At 35.6% G+C, this 19,631-nt stretch carries 13 protein-coding genes and 1 tRNA gene; 4 read left to right on the forward strand and 10 right to left on the reverse strand.

The window, feature by feature from the left end; genetic code table 11:
• Nucleotides 1–125: 125 nt before the first annotated feature.
• The 4 genes from DP73_RS23440 to DP73_RS10765 form a co-directional block, all read right to left on the reverse strand.
• Nucleotides 126–296, reverse strand: coding sequence for a hypothetical protein (locus DP73_RS23440; protein WP_165574401.1), 171 nt, complete (start codon nucleotides 294–296; stop codon nucleotides 126–128).
• A gap of 593 nt (nucleotides 297–889) precedes the next feature.
• The gene (locus tag DP73_RS10755) at nucleotides 890–1,507 is read right to left on the reverse strand and encodes a recombinase family protein (RefSeq protein ID WP_034599446.1); all 618 of its coding nucleotides are present in this window, start codon (nucleotides 1,505–1,507) and stop codon (nucleotides 890–892) included.
• 208 nt (nucleotides 1,508–1,715) lie between these two features.
• Nucleotides 1,716–4,787, reverse strand: coding sequence for an HD domain-containing protein (locus DP73_RS22525; RefSeq protein ID WP_081963016.1), 3,072 nt, complete (start codon nucleotides 4,785–4,787; stop codon nucleotides 1,716–1,718).
• Nucleotides 4,788–5,193: 406 nt separating this feature from the next.
• A complete protein-coding gene (locus tag DP73_RS10765) occupies nucleotides 5,194–5,628 on the reverse strand; it encodes a hypothetical protein (RefSeq protein ID WP_034599447.1) in 435 nt (144 codons plus the stop codon).
• Nucleotides 5,629–6,041: 413 nt separating this feature from the next.
• On the opposite strand from DP73_RS10765, the gene DP73_RS10770 reads away from it, so the two are divergent.
• The gene (locus DP73_RS10770) at nucleotides 6,042–6,257 is read left to right on the forward strand and encodes a helix-turn-helix transcriptional regulator (RefSeq protein WP_034599448.1); all 216 of its coding nucleotides are present in this window, start codon (nucleotides 6,042–6,044) and stop codon (nucleotides 6,255–6,257) included.
• Nucleotides 6,258–6,994: 737 nt separating this feature from the next.
• On the opposite strand, the gene DP73_RS10775 is transcribed toward DP73_RS10770, so the two are convergent.
• The 3 genes from DP73_RS10775 to DP73_RS10785 all read right to left on the reverse strand — a co-directional run bounded on the left by DP73_RS10775 (nucleotide 6,995) and on the right by DP73_RS10785 (nucleotide 12,150).
• Nucleotides 6,995–7,069 (reverse strand) — tRNA-Val (locus DP73_RS10775).
• Between the two features lie 437 nt (nucleotides 7,070–7,506).
• Nucleotides 7,507–8,898, reverse strand: a complete 1,392-nt coding sequence (locus DP73_RS10780; protein ID WP_034599449.1) for a hypothetical protein — start codon at nucleotides 8,896–8,898, stop codon at nucleotides 7,507–7,509.
• Nucleotides 8,899–12,150 carry a serine/threonine-protein kinase gene (locus DP73_RS10785; RefSeq protein ID WP_034599450.1) on the reverse strand — a complete coding sequence of 1,084 codons (3,252 nt, stop codon included), beginning with the start codon at nucleotides 12,148–12,150 and terminating at the stop codon, nucleotides 8,899–8,901.
• 884 nt (nucleotides 12,151–13,034) lie between these two features.
• On the opposite strand from DP73_RS10785, the gene DP73_RS10790 reads away from it, so the two are divergent.
• The 3 genes from DP73_RS10790 to DP73_RS22035 all read left to right on the forward strand — a co-directional run bounded on the left by DP73_RS10790 (nucleotide 13,035) and on the right by DP73_RS22035 (nucleotide 15,684).
• Nucleotides 13,035–13,814 (forward strand): CPBP family glutamic-type intramembrane protease, encoded by a 780-nt coding sequence (locus DP73_RS10790; protein WP_034599451.1) that lies wholly within the window; start codon nucleotides 13,035–13,037, stop codon nucleotides 13,812–13,814.
• Nucleotides 13,815–14,020: 206 nt separating this feature from the next.
• Complete coding sequence (locus DP73_RS24190; RefSeq protein ID WP_052090557.1) at nucleotides 14,021–15,454, forward strand: sensor histidine kinase; 1,434 nt, start codon at nucleotides 14,021–14,023, stop codon at nucleotides 15,452–15,454.
• On the forward strand, nucleotides 15,427–15,684 hold the full coding sequence (locus DP73_RS22035; protein ID WP_242865736.1) for an ATP-binding protein: 258 nt from the start codon (nucleotides 15,427–15,429) through the stop codon (nucleotides 15,682–15,684). The genes DP73_RS24190 and DP73_RS22035 overlap by 28 nt, the downstream gene beginning before the upstream one ends.
• Nucleotides 15,685–15,795: 111 nt before the next feature.
• On the opposite strand, the gene DP73_RS10800 is transcribed toward DP73_RS22035, so the two are convergent.
• The 3 genes from DP73_RS10800 to DP73_RS10810 form a co-directional block, all read right to left on the reverse strand.
• A complete protein-coding gene (locus DP73_RS10800) occupies nucleotides 15,796–16,473 on the reverse strand; it encodes an ABC transporter ATP-binding protein (protein ID WP_034599452.1) in 678 nt (225 codons plus the stop codon).
• On the reverse strand, nucleotides 16,474–18,114 hold the full coding sequence (locus DP73_RS10805) for an iron ABC transporter permease (protein WP_034599453.1): 1,641 nt from the start codon (nucleotides 18,112–18,114) through the stop codon (nucleotides 16,474–16,476). It abuts the gene before it with no gap.
• Between the two features lie 84 nt (nucleotides 18,115–18,198).
• Nucleotides 18,199–19,281, reverse strand: coding sequence for a Fe(3+) ABC transporter substrate-binding protein (locus tag DP73_RS10810; RefSeq protein ID WP_034599455.1), 1,083 nt, complete (start codon nucleotides 19,279–19,281; stop codon nucleotides 18,199–18,201).
• Nucleotides 19,282–19,631: the final 350 nt, after the last annotated feature.

The raw sequence follows: 19,631 nt of genomic DNA on the forward strand, positions 1-19,631 counted from the left end.
TTTCAGCGAGATGGTTACACTTTAACAATCAATTGAATTAGGGGGTCAAAATTGGATGAAAAACTGACCCCTTTTATCCAATAGTACCAGGGTCAGTTTTGAGTGAAACTTTTATGAAAAAGGGGTCAATTTTCATTGACAATCAACAATAGTTTCGCTCGCTCTTGTTTTCTTTTCTCCAATTTTTCTTGGTCTAGTTGATCATCATTTTCTGATTCGCGTACAAGTTCGTCATCTACTTCGTCCAACAAATCGTTCTGTACTAACTTTTCGACCGCATCTTCTCCATCACTCATCTCAATTCTCCTCACAAAGAACTCAAAATATGAAGTTGTCTTGGTGATGATGTCGCAACCAAAACTCCAACACACACCCAGAAATATACTTATCTACACATTTCAACACTGAAGCTAATATCCCTTCCAAATATGGAATTTTATTATATATTTTTTTCTTCTTTGATATGGAAAATAAATTGTATAGTTCTGGACAGAGTTCTGTCGATTCTCCCTTTTAGATGAGAGTTACAAAACTAAGCAAAGCTCACCATCTGCATTGAGCATTTTTAAACTTACCCTATCCAAGTGCAACCTCAATTTGCAACGCCCCACTCCTAAACCAATTTGTAGAGCGCCCTTTCTTGCGCAAGAATTATTTAGTCTGTCTGCAAGATTACACTGTTTATTGGGGCATGCTCTAGACGAACAAATCGAAGGTAAAAGAACAGCTTTCAAACGGCATTATTATATCCGTTTGAATATATTAGCCAAATATTAAACATTTGTTTAACAGCTCCAAAGACCTCAAACATACTTATCTGAAACAGAGGGATAACCTTCTGACCGTTGAATCAGAACCACTCCACCCTTGAACAAAGAGAAAGAAGGGCTTAATTACCCTTCTGAACTTCGTGTTGGTTTACCAACTTATAAAATGTAGTTGTCTTCAAATTCAATTCCTGCATTGCTTTTTTAGCCGTAATCTCTTCACTTTTCCATCTTACATATACCTCATTGAATCCTTCTGGAAATGTAGCTTTTGGTCTACCTAAATGCTTTCCTTGTAATTTAGCAACTAAAATACCTTCTGCCTGTCTCGTCTTTATATTTGCCCGTTCCTGCTCTGCAACATAAGCAAGTACCTGTAATATAAGATCAGAAATAAATGTGCCGAGTAAATCTTTGTGTAAGGTTGTATCAAGCATTGACATATCTAACACTTTGATATCTGCTTTAATTTCCTGGGTAATATACTGCCATTCTTTAATTATTTCTTTATAATTCCTTCCCAAACGGTCGATAGACTTAATAATAAGCAAATCACCTTCACGCAACGCGTTTTTTAGAATCTGATACTGAGGTCTATCAAAATCTTTACCACTTTGCTTATCTAACAATATAAACCTTTCATCAACACCAGCCTCAGTCAATGCTTTAATCTGCCTAGCTTCATTTTGATCTTTATCGCTCACTCTGCAATACCCATAAATCCTATTTGTATTTGTCATAGCGAACACTCCCTATAATTTCCTTATATCCAAATTATAGCAAGTGTATTCGTAAAGGTCAATGTGTTTTACGTTTATGTTCGTAATTGTTTTTGAACTTTTACGAATGTATATTTAGGCATATTTTTATGTTTTTTGTATATTTCCAAAGTTACACCTTTCCGAACACCAATAGCTCTAGATCGTCACGAAATAAGGAGTTTGCAAATTAATTTATGAGATCCTTCCCACAACAATTAGCAAAGTGCTGTTTGCTTCCACAAAAACACTTCTTTCCTATTTTCTTGCTACTGAATTTCGAATAGAAGTTCAGTCTATCTATTATTCTGTTAACTGCATCGTTAAATTCAATATCATTATCCTTCGATAAACGAATTAGATTATCTACAGCAATAGGATGCCAAGTCTTTTTGTCAACTAAAAAAGCCCCGTTCATATATGACGTATAACCTTCGTTTACTTCACCAGTTAGCACCAAAGCTAATCCTTTTGTAAAATGGGCGATGCTCCTATAGTTCCTCTGAATAGCCGAATTAGCTGCCTCTATTGATTTGTCGTACTCCCCTTTAAAGCAGTAAGCATAAGCAAGGTTTTCCAAATATTCATCATGATTAAGTTCTTCCATTAAAGGAATAGCATCAATGAAAGAATCATTATTTAAAAGTTTTATTAAAGTGTTAATTTTTTCAACTTCCACTTCATTAATCTTAACTATTATTTCTATAGTTTGCTCTTCTTGCCAAAAGTTTCGTTTCTTCGCCATAAAATTTAACAAGATTGTAAATTGCACTTGATCACCTTTGTCTTTTGACATATAATCAAGAACCTTTTCAATAGGATACCTATTCATACCTTCAAATGTATGTACCACTAAGTCATAAAAATCTTTTGCCCCATAACCGAAAAAATTCTTTCTTAGGGATAGGTTATGGTTTCGTTCATGTATATCTTTAATTAGGTTCTTATTACTTTTAGTATAGCTCTTAATTTTTAATCTTTTCAAATCAAACCAATAAGGTAAAATGCCGAGGCACTTTGTCATGATCGTTTTTTCATGTTTGTCGTTCATATGTAGATAAACTTTTGTAACTTGCTTAGGAATTGTATTTTTAACATCTTGAATTAATGCGCTGCAAAGACTTTCTGTAAGCTCTTCTTCTTTAAGGTTTTTAATTTTTTCAATTGTATCTTCTTTAATCAAATAAGGGCAATCATCCGTATCTATTCTTAATATCGAAATAATCTTGCTAAACTTATAAATAAATCTTCCTGTTTCATGCTTAATATTTGGAGGAACTATTTTTATTGGTTCTTGACCACCTTCACCACTATATATTATAAGCCTTCGAAAACCTTCATCCTCCCACATTCTCATTAACCCATTAAATTTTACTATTTCGGATATTTTTCCTGACATATTGCAGTTTAAGTTGAATGTAATCTCTTTAGACTCATCTCCTGCACTAATGTTGAATTCATAAGGATAGTGAACAGGTTCACTTATCACATCCTTCATAAGTTTGATTTTTAGTTCTCTTCTGCTACGATTAATATCAAAGTCGAATAGTACACTATGATTAAACTGCATACGTTCAATATTTGGCATAACTTTTAATGATATTAATCCGTTTTCGTGTATTTGGTTTAATTCATTATCACGATCAAACACTATATCTTTCATCGCAATATCTTTCGAGAATTCTATTGGAACACCTGCAATTCCTGAAGCAAACACCAACGTCATAAAATCAAGATTAGGCAATTGATTTTTTGTAATTGTAGTAGATACTGTAAACTTACCTCCTATAGATTCATCGCTACTTTTAAACGGATCAATTCCTTGTTCAAATAACTCAATCAATTCTCTTTTTTTTTCTGCTGCATCTGGAATTGAGGAACATATCTTTAGGAGGGGGAAAATATCATCTGAAAGTTTTCGTGCAATCGCCTGGGCGGCAAGATATGTTTCATTTTTTAGTTCCTGGGGATATTTTAATACATCAACACAAAGCGCGTGTAATAAACCTAAATCAAGAGTAACCCTCCTGTCAAAGTTTCCAAACTCATAGGGAGTATTTCTAGGGTCAAAAAAGTACTCAAGGCTTGTTGGGAAGTGAGTCAGTATTAGTATTCTATCCTCTCTATCACCTTCTGAATATGAAACTCCAAATCGATCATTAACATATTCATCAAAAGTTTGATTTAGGTAATTTTCAACAAACTTAGACCTTGTAAACTCCAATTCAGATTCAGTTCGAAGAAAGGTATATAGTAATACCTTGAAGTTCTTTTCTGACATATTTAACGAGTACCTGCCACCATCATCCATTATTATGGTCTTCATACTTTTTAACCTAATAATAGATTCACTAATTTCCTTTTGCCTGCGAGTGGATAATAGCTTTTCAAAAAGTTCTTGCTCGTTTACATTACCCTGGACTGCCAGATATAAACAAATCTCCTGATATACAACTTTCTCTGTATCGAGAATAATTTCTATACTACTAATGAATATTCCATTTTTTTGAAATATAGACTTGAGCTCATCATACTTAGCTTTAATGCCACTGTATAGATCGATTACAGCATGCTCTAGTCTATTATTGGGGATTGTTGCTTTAATTTGGATAATATTCGTTTCTGGATCACGTGCTATGCCTGTACATATTTCATGCCTTTCATGATGAATTAAACTCTCGGGTTTAACATCAAGGTATTTCTTAACTAATTCTGGAGCACGTTCCTCTAGTATATCTAATTCATCGCTCATTCTTAATATTGCTGCTAACAACCTAAGTCTTATTATATCTCCATATCCATAAGGTTCTTTTTCCGCAATTGAATCCAAATCGCGAACCCTGTGTCCTTCGACTATTTTAATTATTGCCTGCGCCTCTCTTTGTTCTAACATCAAGTCATCTCGATATGCATTAATAAAATCAGCAGATCGATACTGATGGCTATCTCTAACCTCCGCAGCATAGTCTTTTTCATCCTGATACTTACTTTGACCCACCATTCCAATATCATGAATAAGTGTTGCTGAAATAAGTAAGAATTTTTCATCATCATTCAATAAAGTAATAATCTCATTGAAACACGCACCAAATAGTTCCTCAACATTTAGAGAATGTTCAACAGTGTGCTCTGTATAATCAATATTAACATTTGTAGTTCTACTTAATAAGGGTGATACTTTATCTTGTATTAAGTCAATTTTTTGTTTAAGTGAATTGTTAATAATACTTTTTCTTAACAACTGCTTTCTATTTCTTGTCATACATTTCCCTCACAATTAAATCTTTGACCATAAAGTTTATTTTTGGTCATGCACAAAACATATTTCCCCATAAAATAAATCTAGCAATATTTCGAATTGTGTCCTTTCCAGTGCTCTTATGATCTAAAACATTATTACCATTTCGACAAGTATTTTCCTTATTCCTCTTTGGAAAACAAAAAACGCTCAAACCTCAATAGGTTTGAGCGTAAACATCAACATCTAAAGAAATTATCGTAGAATTACCACTGCTCTGTTGACAATGGTCGGTGATTTTCTCTAACTGGACTGCCCTTCATTTCCGTTAGCATAGTTCAAAGCAACATGTCATGGCTCTATTAGAAAGAGTTTAATGATTCAAGAATACTTTCGTTCGCCGCCAAAAAATTTACGCCGCGAATATAAATTATTTGCTCTTATATCGTTCTTCTCCAGACTGTCGATTAATCTTCCACGACCCATTGATTTTTATCAGCTCATAAATAGACACGTAGAAGCTTGAACCATCGTCCCTGTGTACATATTCGATAACTGCTCTTTGGTCGCTGATATCTTTCCGAAGTGGTGTCAATATCATAGGTGGTGGAATCTTATTTTCTTCATATAAAGATACAAATGTTTCATAGCCGCCCAAACCACTCTTTAGTCTATCTGTATGCATTGACCACATTTTCTCGTAGTTCTTCTTAGAAAGAGCTTCATGGTACGCTTCCATAGTGGCTTCTGGAGTTTTAGCACTAACAGAAGAACTGGACGTCTGAGACGATCCACAGCCCCCAACAAACGATAGGGCAGTGATCATCAATATAGCTATCAGAATTTTGCGAACTAACAACTTCATGATTGATGTCTCCTTCAATTATTCTTTTCAAATGTTGCTACGCAATCCAAGGATGATGAAGTGTTCAAACTGAGAATTTACTCTAGTTTAACCTAAGTTCTTTTACCAAGTGCGAATAATTTTAGTTGATAAATAACCTACAAATAATGCAGATATTGAATATATTAGTTTTATTTAACGATTACATGTCTCCGATATTTGCCATTTTATCGAACTATCACCCACCACACCAGTTCCCCTTGTCCTTAGATTAAAGTCTCAATTTTCAAGTAAGAAGGGGGTGTATAGATTCGATTCCTTTGATCAAAAGAACACTGCTCCTTTCAAATTGCAGACTATAGTCTGCAGATAACACTAGCTCATTATAATATACTTTTCTTGGTAAATAAATCTATTTTTTAAGCTGGAGTGCTATGGAAAAGTATGTTAATGAGTTAATTCACTTTGGAAATAAAGTTCGTATACTTCGTGAGAGGGCAGGTTTTTCTCAAGAAACACTTAGTTTTAAGGCAAATTTACATCGAACATATATAAGTCAACTCGAGTTAGGTCAACGTAACCCTTCCTACACTACACTTCTAAAATTAGCAAATGCTCTATCAGTTTCTGTTTCAGATTTAATGGATTGATGATAAAAGTTCATACGACATGGTTCTCGATAAGAAGATAATCGAGAACTTTTTTATTTCCTCAGGATCGCTTTTCTCACAGACTTGTAATTTAGGATAAATTTAGGCTACTTACAACTCTTTCGTTCTGAAAAGTTTTTTGTAATTAAAGACAATATCATATTTTTACATTCAGAGAATTGTGTAGGATTTATTTTAGTTTTGTGTTTCAGGTCCTCCGTTGTAATATTAAGAACCGTCCTTGTTTGATTCATAACCCTGCAGATAAATAAAAAATGAGACTGAGGATCTAACGTGGGCAATTAGGAACCCTAGAGACCGATGCAGTTTTTAAGGGTTATGCGGGGTGATTTAATGCCTATGAGTCAATCGTGACATCTTCAACAAGCAAAACCCCTCACTCATACATCTACAAGCTCTTAGAAGGCAATTCTGAAGGCTTTACAGCATAATAATAGTAATTTGTTGTTTCTCAAATCCAATATTACTAGGAAGGACAATTATTATTGAACAATAAAAAATACCCATCCTCTGTTAAAGAATGAGTATTTTGCAAAACTAAACAACTGAATTTATCTGACCGATTTGACCGAATTTTGACCGACTACTTCCAGATACTAAGGGGTTTTTGTAGGTATTTAGCTGTTTTGTCGTTCAGCCCCACAATTTTTATTTATTCGCAAATCCGCCTGTACCAAGGCTTTCAGGGTCTCTATCCATCAATATTTACCTTTAACTGGTGGGCGATACTGGTCTCGAACCAGTGGCCTCATCCGTGTGAAGGATGCGCTCTACCGCTGAGCTAATCGCCCGAAGGATTTATGTATTCTATATTTCCGACAAAAATAAAATTCCCACCATTTATCCACATTGATAAATGGTGGCACTACCAGGATAAATGTTAATAAGATGTTCTTAATGTTCCAAATGTTCTATAAATTACATCCTACAAAAAATACCACAGTTTTTGGAGTTAGTCAATTATTAATTAGCTTAAATTACAATATGTTCGTATGTTGGCATACACCTGTTCGTATACAATTCTCAAGTCATCCTAACCGCGCCAGAGATCAATCTGTTAAATACCCTTCCCCTCACGTCAGAAAAATATTACAGCAACTTTCTTATGTACAATACCGAACGAGTTGACACTCTTCAGTGGTGCGACGGATTTTTTGAATCGAACGGTGTATCTCTGAAATGGTCCGTCCTGCTCATCATCTCAGATTTCTAATATGACTAATTAACTCTATTTTACTTCCGAACGGTCAGATTGAATTAGGGCTCGTAAACTCTCCAGGGTTTGTTGAACTTTAAGAGCATCAAATGATATATCCGAAATCTCTCTCAGTAAATAGCGGCACATATTGTCTTTTACTAATTCATATAAAGAGTTTATTACAAAACCACCCGGGCTGCATACTATTTGAGTGTAATTAATTTTCTTGTCAGACGTTAAAGGACAAAAACTGATATTGTGTCTACTTTTATGGTTTCTTAGTTGAGTGAGTAAATACTGTTGAGATTTATCAACTCCATATTCATCGTTATTATAGATAAGTGTTATTTTTGTATTAGCTAGAATTCCAATAATGGTATTCGTAATGGCATTATCCTGCAAAAGTGATCTGATACGAGAAGAAGCAATGATTAACTCCCTAGGCTTGTATTGTTGGCATTCAGTTAGAATGTCCGTCAATTCTCCATCAAGAAGGTATCGATCTTTATAGTACAAAGACTCAATTTCATCTATAGGTATCGCCGTTTTTGACCTTTTCTGTAGCACGGACATAAGATCAATTAGCGCTTCGTTTTTTGCCGAATCATTTTGATGTACATTGGATTTTTGCTGAGCAATAAAACCCCTGTTAGTTTCAAACAATAAACTCGTGCTCGTAACGTTTTTGGAAATCTGCATATTAGCGATAAGTGAGTAATTAGAAGAGTTTTCTTCCTTAGTATCAAATATCAGTAGTAAGGAAGAGTCTTCCTCGTTAACATACACAAAACAGCCAACTGCTAGATATTTGATATTTAGATATGCAATATCAAGTATTCGATAAAGTGATTTTTCCTTTAATTTTCTTGATATAAAAAAATCTTCCTCTTTGTCTTTGTCATACATTTGCTCAATTATAGGGAATTTATCTCTCAGAAATTGTATATCCAATTCGATATTTTGGTCAAGATGTGCAAATCCTGGGGTAGGCCTATCGAGGAATCGTCCGTTACTATAATTCTCAATATCACCTGTTACCATATTAACAAATAGTTCATTAAGTTGGCTTTTTTTAATAGTAACCTTTGTCAGTTCCTGTAGTGCATTTTTACCTTTTACTGTTAATATAAGCGACATTTCAGATACATCTATAAGGTTCGCTAAAGCCATTTCTGCAATAACTTCTTTATAAATGTCAATCTCCAATCCGAGTAAAGTTGCCATCCTTTCAATGTCATCTACCCCGACAGATAGGTATTTAAGGACTGTTTCATAGACAAAAGATAATGGCGTTACTGTTCTTTCTAGAATACTAACTCCAATTTCTTTATATGGAATAAAGACATTCGTTCTTTTCACGAAAGAATACCCAACGTTTTTAGGAGGAACATACTCGCCAATAGAGTCAAGCAGATGTTTCATTTATTGATCACTCCCATGTTGAACAAAATGACAGAGCTCATTATTCTTGACCATATAATTAATAATTTCTGGGAACTTGTTTTCGGAGATATTCGGATTATTTAGAAAGTCAGAATCTCCCACAATAATAAGTAAACGCTTGGCTCTGGAAAATGAGACATTGATTCTGGCATGTTCATTTAAGAAACCAATTTTTGGTGATTCACTGCTTCTGACTGTAGAGTAAAGAATAATATCTTTTTGGCTACCTTGAAAAGCATCTACAGTATTAGCTTCAACAGATATATTCTTTAGTTCTAGTAGATTTATGTCTCTTTGGACTCTGTCAAGTTGTGGTCTGTATGGGGTTATCACACCAACAGTGTATCCTTTAGAACCAATTTCCTCATCGAGTTGTTTAATATACTCAAGCAATATACTTACTTCTGCAAAATTAAAATAACTCGATTTACCATTTTCATTTTCTACTGGAGTTTCAAATCGCTTACTCTCTGGAAGATCAGAAGTGGATACCCAAAGCATGGCATGATTCTTAAATGAAGGTAAATCTAAAGCACGGTCTTCTTGCCTAGTACCGTTCTGGATACCGTTACCATAAAACACGGTGCTTATCATATCACCGATAACCGGATGCATTCTATATTGTGTAGTAAGAACTTGTTTGCAATGGTCGGGAATCAAGTTAAAAATCTTCTCAAAGCCCCCATTTTTTAAATCGTTAATATCGATCTTTTTATCGGCTCTACTTATTGCTCCTTGATCAAAAACAGGAGGCAATTGCTTATGATCTCCAACCATTACCACCTTTTTGGCTTTTACTAGAGAAACCATAATTTCCGGAAAAGTAGCTTTTGCTGCTTCATCAACGATAACATAATCAAATATTGCGTCATTAACGAATGGATTTGCGGCAAACCCAGAACATGTACCTACTACAATCGATGCGTTCTTTATAAAATATTCTTCAATATCACTTGTTTCAATTAGTTGCCTAATCCAATTGTAGCTTATCAATAACTCGCGTAGTTCTGCGCTGTCTCCTCTGATCTTGTAATTCTGGTAAAATGAAGCCAATATATTGACATTAGTCTGATTTTCTTCGGTTGTACTATTTGCAATTTGTGTAAGATCCAAAGCAGTTGCAAATTGTACAAAACTTTCTTTGTCAATACCCATCGCAACTAAGCTTTTATCCAATTGTTTTTGACTTTCATATATAATATTTTGAATCCAGACCTTTTTCTTATTATCTAAGCTATACTTCTCTCTGGATAAATGAGATAGTTTTTCATCATAACCTATTCTAATAGCATTAATGCCATCAAGATGCGGATCTAGGTCCTCAAGTATTTTGTCAACTGCAGCATGCGATTGAGAAACGATTAAAACCTTTTGTGAGATACTTGGATTCCTCTTGTTATGAGCAATGATCTGTCTAATAAGCTCTACAATAACATTTGTTTTTCCAGTGCCAGGGGGACCTTGTATCAGTGCGATATCGCGAGCATCCATTATTTTTCTTATTGCCAGTTGTTGCGTATCATCAAGAGATGTATCGAAATATCTGACCATTCCTGAATTGGGAAAACTCTCTGGCTGCTCTAACCCAACAAAAATACTTTTTAGATTTCCATGACAGTTGAACTCTCCTCTTTGGAATTCATCTAAGGCACGTTCTTGTTTCTTGAATTGAGCAATTTCCATACGATAATCAATACAGAAATACCCTGATTGAGGTAAAGAAACAAATTTGTTCTTTTTAGCTAGGTTAGTAACCATGATTCTTCCGTTATCAACGTATCTTTCAAAATTACCAATTTCGGATACAGAGTAATCTCCATACCTAGTTAACGCTTCGAAAACTAAAGTTGTAGTTGTATTTAAGACTTCATCACCCACATGAGAATCTTTTTCCAAGCTAAAAAAAACCATATTATTCTTTACTTCATAATTCTTATAATAAAACTTCTGTGCACGCCTTCGAACATCCTCTTTCATTATTTTTATGAAATCATACCAAAAACCATAGTTGTTAGAGTATTCGATATTGACATTCTTTTTCGAGCGTAATGAATCAACATGATTATCAATTCTATTTATAAGCTGGAAATTATCATTTTCTAATGGCCTTTGATCAAATGAAGCTTGAAAAACCATATTTCCAGGTAAAGGCATATATGTTTTCTTGTTTCTTTCGCGGATAAACGATTGTAATTTATTAAATTGAGTAACTCTAAAGAATTGAGTGCTCGTATCGTAAAAACATTGCATACTGAAATTTATTCCATCAAATATGTAAATTGTTTGCTCATTGCGTTTTTCTAACGATACTGATGCATTACTAAAATTTGAAACTAAATCTTCGTGAAAGATCTGTGAATTTGTTTTGCCACTTTTCACAAGGTTGTTTCGCCGAAGGAAGTCACACTTCGTTGAGTCTACCGTTACACAGTACACTTCATTGCTGTTGAGGTATTTCTTGAACAAAAAGGAAAGGTCAATTTCTAAGTCAATCATATTTTCATATCTATTTGATGCATCGAGAGCAGTCATTTTTATAAGTATATCTTTTAACAATGGATCAATCCCACTAGAACTCACTATTGCTAAAGTCATTTCTTCAGGTACAAGTGGCTCCCTTTTTGTAAACATATAGTAGATAACTGTTCCTAGAGAGTATATATCACTGCGTTCGGTTGCATTTTCGCTATGATAACCAACTTCTGGCGCAGCATATTTATTTGTTGCAAAGCGATAAGTAGTACCCTTCATGGACATCCCTTTAATTTTGCAAATCCCGAAATCAATAAGTTTCACTCGCATGTCTTGTGTAATCATTATGTTTCTGGGATTTAAATCCCTGTGAATTATGCCAATTTCATGCGCATATCGCAATGCACTAATTAATTGTTGGATTACATTATATTTGTCACCGATATTAATGATTTGAGGACATTTAGTATGTAAAGTGTCACCGTCCACATACTCTAAGAAGATTCGTCCCTCAAAGACCCCTTTAGTTGTTTTACCACTTTTATAATCAAGTAATTTTACAATGTTCTCCGATTGACGTAATTTATATAGGGCACCTATCTCTTTATCAAATATAGCTCTATGTATAGGATTATCTATTCCACTTATAGATTTAATAACAAGCTCGTCTCCGGTGGATTTATTTTTTACCAACAGCACAGTTGAGTTACTATCGGGATTCTTGTTTAGGACTCGAACCTTTTCATAGTTTACTGCCATAAATCTCCCTCCGTTATTCCCTCGCTGGTTACTATAGACTTCGACCAACAACGCCCATTAGGAGAAGCTAAAAAGCCCCCAAATGCTTCTATTTAATTTTCCACAGAACTCCTTCGTTTCCTCCCACAATAGCAAAAAATAATCCAAGAATAAACAAAAACACCAAATCCTTAAATGATCATGGCATTTCTAGCATATTTAGAGCCTTTGATGTTTTATTGAAAAGAGACCACTTTAAGTTTGGCAAAATTATATCTTTGAATTTACATTCTCATTCAAACTCCATTGTACATTCGTTTTGGCATCAATTTTAGCAGTATTGACCACTCTGGGCCATTACTGTGTATTCTCAAATATTTCTCACTCTCATTGACGAAATAATTTCGTTCCGATGCACTAATATTTTATTCCAAAAGGTACGGTTCGCTGAGCTTGGTTTTCATGGAGATATTTCTACATTTGTGGCGTTTGCGGTTAAAAGTTCGAGATTAAATATGATGAGAAAAGCCAGTAGTGGTTAGCTGCAGATACCCTTCATTGCACGTAGGGAAACAGAGTAATAGTAGCACTTCGTGATAAGCTATCATATTGTTCTAAATAAATAATATGAAAATCAACAAGAAGGGATTAAGATTATCTTGATCAGCTCCAATTGATTAGAACCTGTCTAAAAGATTTGTTTCATTAACATACACAATTACAGAATATTTCAAAGCACTCAATAGACAAAGACATCCCCTGCACAGACTCTACATTCGTGCTTGGATGTCTTTGTTCAAATCTCTATCATATATAAGTTGGTTTAACCACCTACAAGAACTGCCTTGTAAATTTGTAATACTTGTACCTCCAAAATCATAGATTTAGCGATAGAGGTGTTTGACATGCTTGAAGTTAAAACCAAAAAGATAATCATATTTACTATCTTTCAACTGATATTAGGAGTTTTACTATCCTTTATAAATCACAGATACTTAATAAATAGTCCCAGTGATATTACATTAGAGCAGGACTTTTCAGACAGTTGGCAATTATTTATCATGCTCACGTATATATTAGTTATAGTACCAAAATACTGGTTCCTATTTAAGAAACTATTTATTTGCAAGGATTTATTTAAAGCGATTATGCACCCGATAATAATTGCACTATTTCTCTATTACATTCTTTCTATTATTCAATATCTCCCAGTAACGTTTGGAATGTCCTCAATTCCTGTTGGTAGGGGCCAAAGCACTTCTTCATACATCCCTTTATCTTTGGTAGACTTTATTTATATGGGATTTTTCCCTGCCTTTAATGAAGAATCACTTTTTAGATTTTTTCCATATGCCTGGCTATATCTATTTGTTACAAACGGCAGAAGTCGTCGGCTAGGCATATTTTCAAAACTAAAAGGTCAAATAAAGCATCTTCTCTTTGTTACCAGAGATAAACGATTAGAATGGATATGGATTTTCTTCTTCTCAACACTTTTTGCATTAATACATGAACCTAATGTATTTAATTTTTATATGTATTTTATTCCAGGGTCAGTTTTCAATTACATGTTTCTCAGATACGGCTTTATATCTGGAGTAATTGCACACGCAACATTTAATTTCATGAGAGTAGTGATGACCGGTGCAGCCATTGGCACATTAAAGTTGTTTTTCCCTATATAGACCATCCCGTAATGCTCCTCACGTAAAGGCATACGTAACTGAAGATGACCCTGTTAGAATACCGCTAACTCCGTCTGGATTTGTCGCTGAGGCAACATCTACTGAGCAAAAACTCCATTAAACTTCATATTTCACCCTTTCTCGGAAGGATATAATGACTTAATAAAGAATACCTTCTCTGTGTAATCGATAATTTGGAGGTTCATATGAGTGATGAGGAAAAAGATTGGGACAAACAACTATTATCTGAATTGAGAGGGTCTAGTAAATATAATGAGCAATTAGAAGAGCGCCTTTCTTTCGCGAGCGCCCTCAACCTTATTGCTAAAACAATTATACACAATGACAATACGCTCAATATTTTGCGATCGATGGTAGAAATTGTCGGATCAACTCTGTGCGTTGACCGCTCCTTAATTTATAAGGTGGATTTTACCAAGCGCCAAATAATTGATCAATGCGAATGGCTTAACCTCCAAACACCCAATGTTCTCTCCTTTAGGGATACTTATAGTTTAGATGTTTTTATCGATGCTTGCACGTATATGAAAAATTATCGACATTGGCTGGAAACTCATGCAAATGATTACGGTCCTTGTTTTTCCAGCGATGGCTCTGGGGCAATCCTACACGAGACAATGAAGATTAAAAGCGCTCTTTATTATCCATTCTTTTTTCACGAGCAAGATTATTACTGCCTTACGTTTGACCAAGTTAACGAATATCGTATTTGGCGGAAGGACGAAATAGAATTTATAGCCTCAGCTGCTGATTTAGTGGAAATTGCTATTCAGAAGATCCCTTTTATAGAAGAACAACGACGGCAGCAAGAGGCATTACGCTTATCTGAAGAACGCTTTTATAAGGTTTTCCATTATAGCCCAGTTTCCTTGTCGTTGTTCTCTCTTGATAGAGAACAATTTATTGACGCCAATGAGTGTTGTCTTAAAATGCATGGCTATACTAGGGACGAGTTCATTAATCATTCTCCATTGGATCTGAATTTGTGGGTAGACATCAATGATCGTACTAAATTTTACAAAGAACTTTTTGAACATGGATTTGCATATAACCATGAAATTAAATGTTATAAAAAAACGGGTCAAATATTTAATTCATTATTTTCTGGAGTTATTGTTGATCTAAATGAAGAAAAATGTATGGTAGGTACAAAAACAGATATTTCTGAACTCAGACAGTATCAAAGAGAATTATCTCATCTAAATAGTTTAAACCTAATTGGTGAAATGGCCGCTGGTATAGCCCACGAAATTAGAAATCCAATGACAACCGTAAAAGGATTTTTGCAATTACTCAGTAAGAAAAAGGAATATGAACTTCATGCGAATTATTTTTCGATAATGGTAAGTGAACTTGATAGGGCAACTTCATTAATTACTGAATTCCTTTCACTCGCCAAAAATAAGCCATTGGATTTATCGAAACAAAACCTTAATTTTGTTATAGAAAGCCTTCTTCCATTGATTCAAGCTGATGCAATCATTGACGAAAAATATGTTGAACTGGAACTAGGCAAGATTGAAATGTGTTGGCCGATGGTAAAGAAATTCGTCAGCTTATTCTTAACCTTGTTCGCAATGGTTTTGAAGCAATGTCTCCCGGTGGAAAACTCACTATAAAAACCTTCATGATAGATAACACAGTAGCTCTAGATATTCAGGATCAAGGGAAAGGGATAGATTTTAATTTGATAGACAAAATTGGCACTCCATTCTTCACTACCAAAGATAATGGCACCGGATTAGGATTGGCCACTTGTTATAGCATTGTTGCCAGGCATAATGCCTCAATGAATTTTAATACTGGAACATCTGGTACCACATTTAATGTTCTCTTCGATGCCTGCTAGATTCGAATTGGATGTTCGACTTCTACAACACTTCCACGGGTTTGAAAGGTACGTAATATTTAAGCTTGCTTAATTGAAAAATGCAACACGAAGAAATTGAGAGTAATAAACTCAGATAATAATTATGGCTTTTCCTTTCTCAATCGTCTCCCCTTTATCTAAGATCACGACCTGATCAGCGATACTCTTGGCATCTTCCCTATCATGAGTCACAAAAATCGAAGTTATCCCAGTATCCTTCAGAATTCCGTTTAACTCTTCCCGAATCGATTGACGTAAATGGGCATCTAAATTACTAAAGGGTTCATCAAGCAAGAGCATCGATGGCTTCGGAGCAACCGCTCTTGCAATCGCTATCCTTTGCTGTTGTCCTCCACTTAATTCGTAAGGGTAACGCTTAGCATAATCCTCTAAATGTACAAGTTCCAACATTTCACGGATTCGTTCGGTTTTTTCTTGTTTACTCAAATTCGTTAAACCAAACCGGATATTCTCCTCCACCGTCATATGGGGAAAGAGCGCATAATCCTGAAAAACCATCCCAATCCCTCGTTTTTCCGGAAGCACGAATTCATGTTCATTAAATAGTATCTTTCCATTGATTTGCATTTGACCGTTCAAAGGAAATTCAAGTCCAGCGAGAAGTCGCAAAACTGTACTTTTACCACTTCCACTTTCCCCTAAGATACAGGTAACTTCACCCTGATTCATTTCTAGATTAAAGTCCTTAACGTTATCTACAGATGAATTCTTATATCTAAAGGACAATCCTCGTATTTCGGCAAACATTTAGATTCCCTCCTTTTCTCCTAGTTTATTTAGCAAATACACGGAAGTAATGCTGACTAGAATAATCAACAAGGCTGGAATCGCAGCCTCATGAATCATTTCATCCGTGGCATACTCATAAGTTTTAGTAGCTAGCGTATTAAAATTATACGGTCTGAGGATAAGGGTTAGCGGAAGCTCCTTAACGATATCCACAAAGGTTAAAGCGAAAGCACTGATAACCGCCGGCTTAATCATAGGGAGGTCAACTCTAAAGAACGTTTTGGTTACCCCGTTTCCAAGCATACGAGAGGCTTCAAAAAACTTCTTCCCCACTTTTTCAAACCCCGCTTCAATGGATTGGTACCCAACGGCTAAGAAACGAACGGAATAGGCAAAGATTAGCATAACAACACTCGAACTGAGAACCAAAGTGATCGAGTTGGGGTTCAATGCTTTATAGAACCACTCTAGCTTACGATCAAAATCTACAAAGAAAAGAATCACTCCAATAGAAATAACGGCTCCTGGAATCGAATAGCCAAGCAAAGTGACCTTTGTGAAAAGCTTCCCAACCCAGTTTTCTTGAAGCCTAGAAAAATTCGCAATAATCACAGCAACCCCCAAGATAATTAACGCTGCCACCAGCGCTACTACGACCGAATTTCCGAGCAACTTAAGAAATGCTATATTAAAAACCTTTTTAAAAGTTAAGGTACTCCAAACAAGGAGTTGAAGGACTGGAATTATGAACCCTAAACTAAGAAAGATAAAACTGACGAAAAATGCCCAAAACCCCTTCATCCCCCTAAGCCGAGTCCTTACAATTGGCCTTACTTTAGAGGTGGTATAACTGTATTTTTTTCTCCCTCTTAATCCTCTTTCAAGGAGTAATACACTAATAACAATAGTCATCAAAACTCCTGAAAGCTTAACGGCAGTGTCGATATCCCCCATAGAGAACCATGCCTTAAAAATAGCAGTACTAAATGTTTGCACTCCAAAATAAGAGACTACTCCGTAATCATTGAGTACCTCAAAAATAACGAGAGTCATCCCACCTAAGATGGCCCCCCTCGAAATAGGTAAAACTACCTGAACAAAAATTTCTAGTGAATTCTTACCTAACAACCTCGCGTTTTCAATGAGAGACGCTGATTGGTTGGTTAAAAACGCACGAGTGACTGTATAGACATACGGAAATAAGAAGACAGCAAAAATGAATATTGCTCCCTGAATGTTCATAATATCCAACCACTTCGGATTGACTTGAACTTCCAAGACATTTCTGAGACCCCTTTGTACGACTCCAGTATAGTTTAAAATCCCATTATAAGTGTACGCCCCAATATAAGGCGGAATTGTCAATGGTAGAATCAGAGCCCAATTAAAAATCCTTCTTCCTGGAAAATCATAAGCGGAGATCAACCATGCCATCCCGCTTCCAATCAAAACTGTAAATACACCAGTAAAACCAATGATTACCAAAGTGTTGGTAATATAATCTTTAAGTAAATATGTTTTTATGTGATACCAATTCTCATTCGGTTGAACAAACAGATTCCCAAATAAGTCAACATTAGGTAAGATGATCAGTGCAGCGAAAAACGCACTCAACATTCCCCATAGGTTAAAGCTCCGTTTGATACTGCTACCACTCATCAAATTTACACCGCCCTTAATCTATCTATAACTACCATACCAACAAAGGCAGCCTCTCTAGGCTGCCTTTGTCGACTCGCAGGATTACTTCCAACCCACTTGACTAAAGATTTGTACAGCGTTGTTATTATTCTCGCCTAATTTCGTGAGATTGATAGTCTGTGGTTTAAAGGTCCCCCAGGACTTCAAAAGGTCTGAAGGCTCAACAGCAGGGTTAGCAGGATATTCGAAGTTTGCTTCGGCAAATTGCTTCTGCGCCTTTTCGCTAGAAAGGAATTCAACCAATTTAATTGCATTTTCCTTATTCTTTGCGGATGCAGTTACACCAGCTCCACTGACATTAATGTGAGTACCTGTTGTGCTTTGATTTGGGAAGAAGACCCCAAGTTGTTTAGCGACCTTGACTTCTTCGGAATCCGAAGAATTTAGGAGGAGGCCATAATAATACGTGTTCATGATGGCAACATCTCCTTCGCCTGCGACTACAGCCTTTGCTTGATCCCGATCCGATCCTTTGGGTGTACGCGCCATATTGTCGACAATCCCTTTAGCCCATGCTTTCGCCTTTTCTTCCCCGTTCACAGCGATAAACGAAGCAAGTAAGGATTGGTTGTAGATATTGTCTGAACTACGCACGAGAATTTTCTTTTTCCACTTGGGATCGGTCAGATCTTCGTAAGTTGATAATTGGGATGGGTCTACCCGATCCTTGGCATAAACCAAGACCCTCGCCCGAACCGTTAAACCATACCATTGATTATCCTTATCTTTTAGATTCTCTGGAACGTTTTTAGATAAGGTATCCGATTCTGCAGATTGTAATAACCCTTGTTCTTTTGCCCTATGAAGTCTTCCGACGTCTGCTGTCACAAGCAGATCCGCTTGAGAATCTTTCCCTTCCCGTGCAAGACGCTCAATCAATTCATCGGATTTCCCTTCGATGACATTGACCTTAATCCCAGTTTCCTTAGAGAACTCCTCTAAGAGCAACTTATCCGTCTCATAATGTCGGTCAGAATAAATATTGACAACTTGACTTGTTTTTTCCCCTTGCGGTGAACTGGATTCCGTTTGAACTGTAGTCGATGAAGTTGCTGAACAACCCGTAAGTACTGCTCCAGCTAGTGTAAGTACAGCAAGCATTCCTGCGAAGCGACGTTTTTTCATAATATGTTTCTCCTCCAAATTTTCCAAAAATAGTTCATACCCTTTGATTTTAATCTTGCACGCGTTCAAGATATTGAAAATCATTCTCACTCATGAGTATACTTCATTCAGCTAATTTGTCAACAGCTTTTTTGATACCCCGCTATTCATCCGAAGACTTGATTTTGTATCAAATTTAAATAGATATGCTCTCCCATGTATCTAATATTGGTTATCAGTTAACTCCATAAAAAAATTGAAAACCAAAATTCGGTTACCAGCTTGCTTAACGCACTAACGAATGTTTAGATGACAAAAGTATTTTGGATTGTGTTTGAAAGTTTAATCTTGACAAACACATTAGTCAATAC

Origin of the sequence: Desulfosporosinus sp. HMP52, assembly GCF_000765145.1 — a bacterium.
Taxonomy (GTDB): Bacteria; Bacillota; Desulfitobacteriia; order Desulfitobacteriales; family Desulfitobacteriaceae; genus Desulfosporosinus.

Bases quoted from the DNA above. Each gene is read 5' to 3' on its own strand.
- DP73_RS10780 (WP_034599449.1), bottom strand. From the start codon at position 8,898: ATGAAACATCTGCTTGACTCTATTGGCGAGTATGTTCCTCCTAAAAAC.
- DP73_RS22525 (WP_081963016.1), bottom strand. From the start codon at position 4,787: ATGACAAGAAATAGAAAGCAGTTGTTAAGAAAAAGTATTATTAACAAT.
- DP73_RS10765 (WP_034599447.1), bottom strand. From the start codon at position 5,628: ATGAAGTTGTTAGTTCGCAAAATTCTGATAGCTATATTGATGATCACT.
- DP73_RS23440 (WP_165574401.1), bottom strand. From the start codon at position 296: ATGAGTGATGGAGAAGATGCGGTCGAAAAGTTAGTACAGAACGATTTG.
- DP73_RS10800 (WP_034599452.1), bottom strand. From the start codon at position 16,473: ATGTTTGCCGAAATACGAGGATTGTCCTTTAGATATAAGAATTCATCT.
- DP73_RS10785 (WP_034599450.1), bottom strand. From the start codon at position 12,150: ATGGCAGTAAACTATGAAAAGGTTCGAGTCCTAAACAAGAATCCCGAT.
- DP73_RS24190 (WP_052090557.1), top strand. From the start codon at position 14,021: ATGAGTGATGAGGAAAAAGATTGGGACAAACAACTATTATCTGAATTG.
- DP73_RS10770 (WP_034599448.1), top strand. From the start codon at position 6,042: ATGGAAAAGTATGTTAATGAGTTAATTCACTTTGGAAATAAAGTTCGT.
- DP73_RS10805 (WP_034599453.1), bottom strand. From the start codon at position 18,114: ATGAGTGGTAGCAGTATCAAACGGAGCTTTAACCTATGGGGAATGTTG.
- DP73_RS10790 (WP_034599451.1), top strand. From the start codon at position 13,035: ATGCTTGAAGTTAAAACCAAAAAGATAATCATATTTACTATCTTTCAA.
- DP73_RS22035 (WP_242865736.1), top strand. From the start codon at position 15,427: ATGTCTCCCGGTGGAAAACTCACTATAAAAACCTTCATGATAGATAAC.
- DP73_RS10755 (WP_034599446.1), bottom strand. From the start codon at position 1,507: ATGACAAATACAAATAGGATTTATGGGTATTGCAGAGTGAGCGATAAA.
- DP73_RS10810 (WP_034599455.1), bottom strand. From the start codon at position 19,281: ATGAAAAAACGTCGCTTCGCAGGAATGCTTGCTGTACTTACACTAGCT.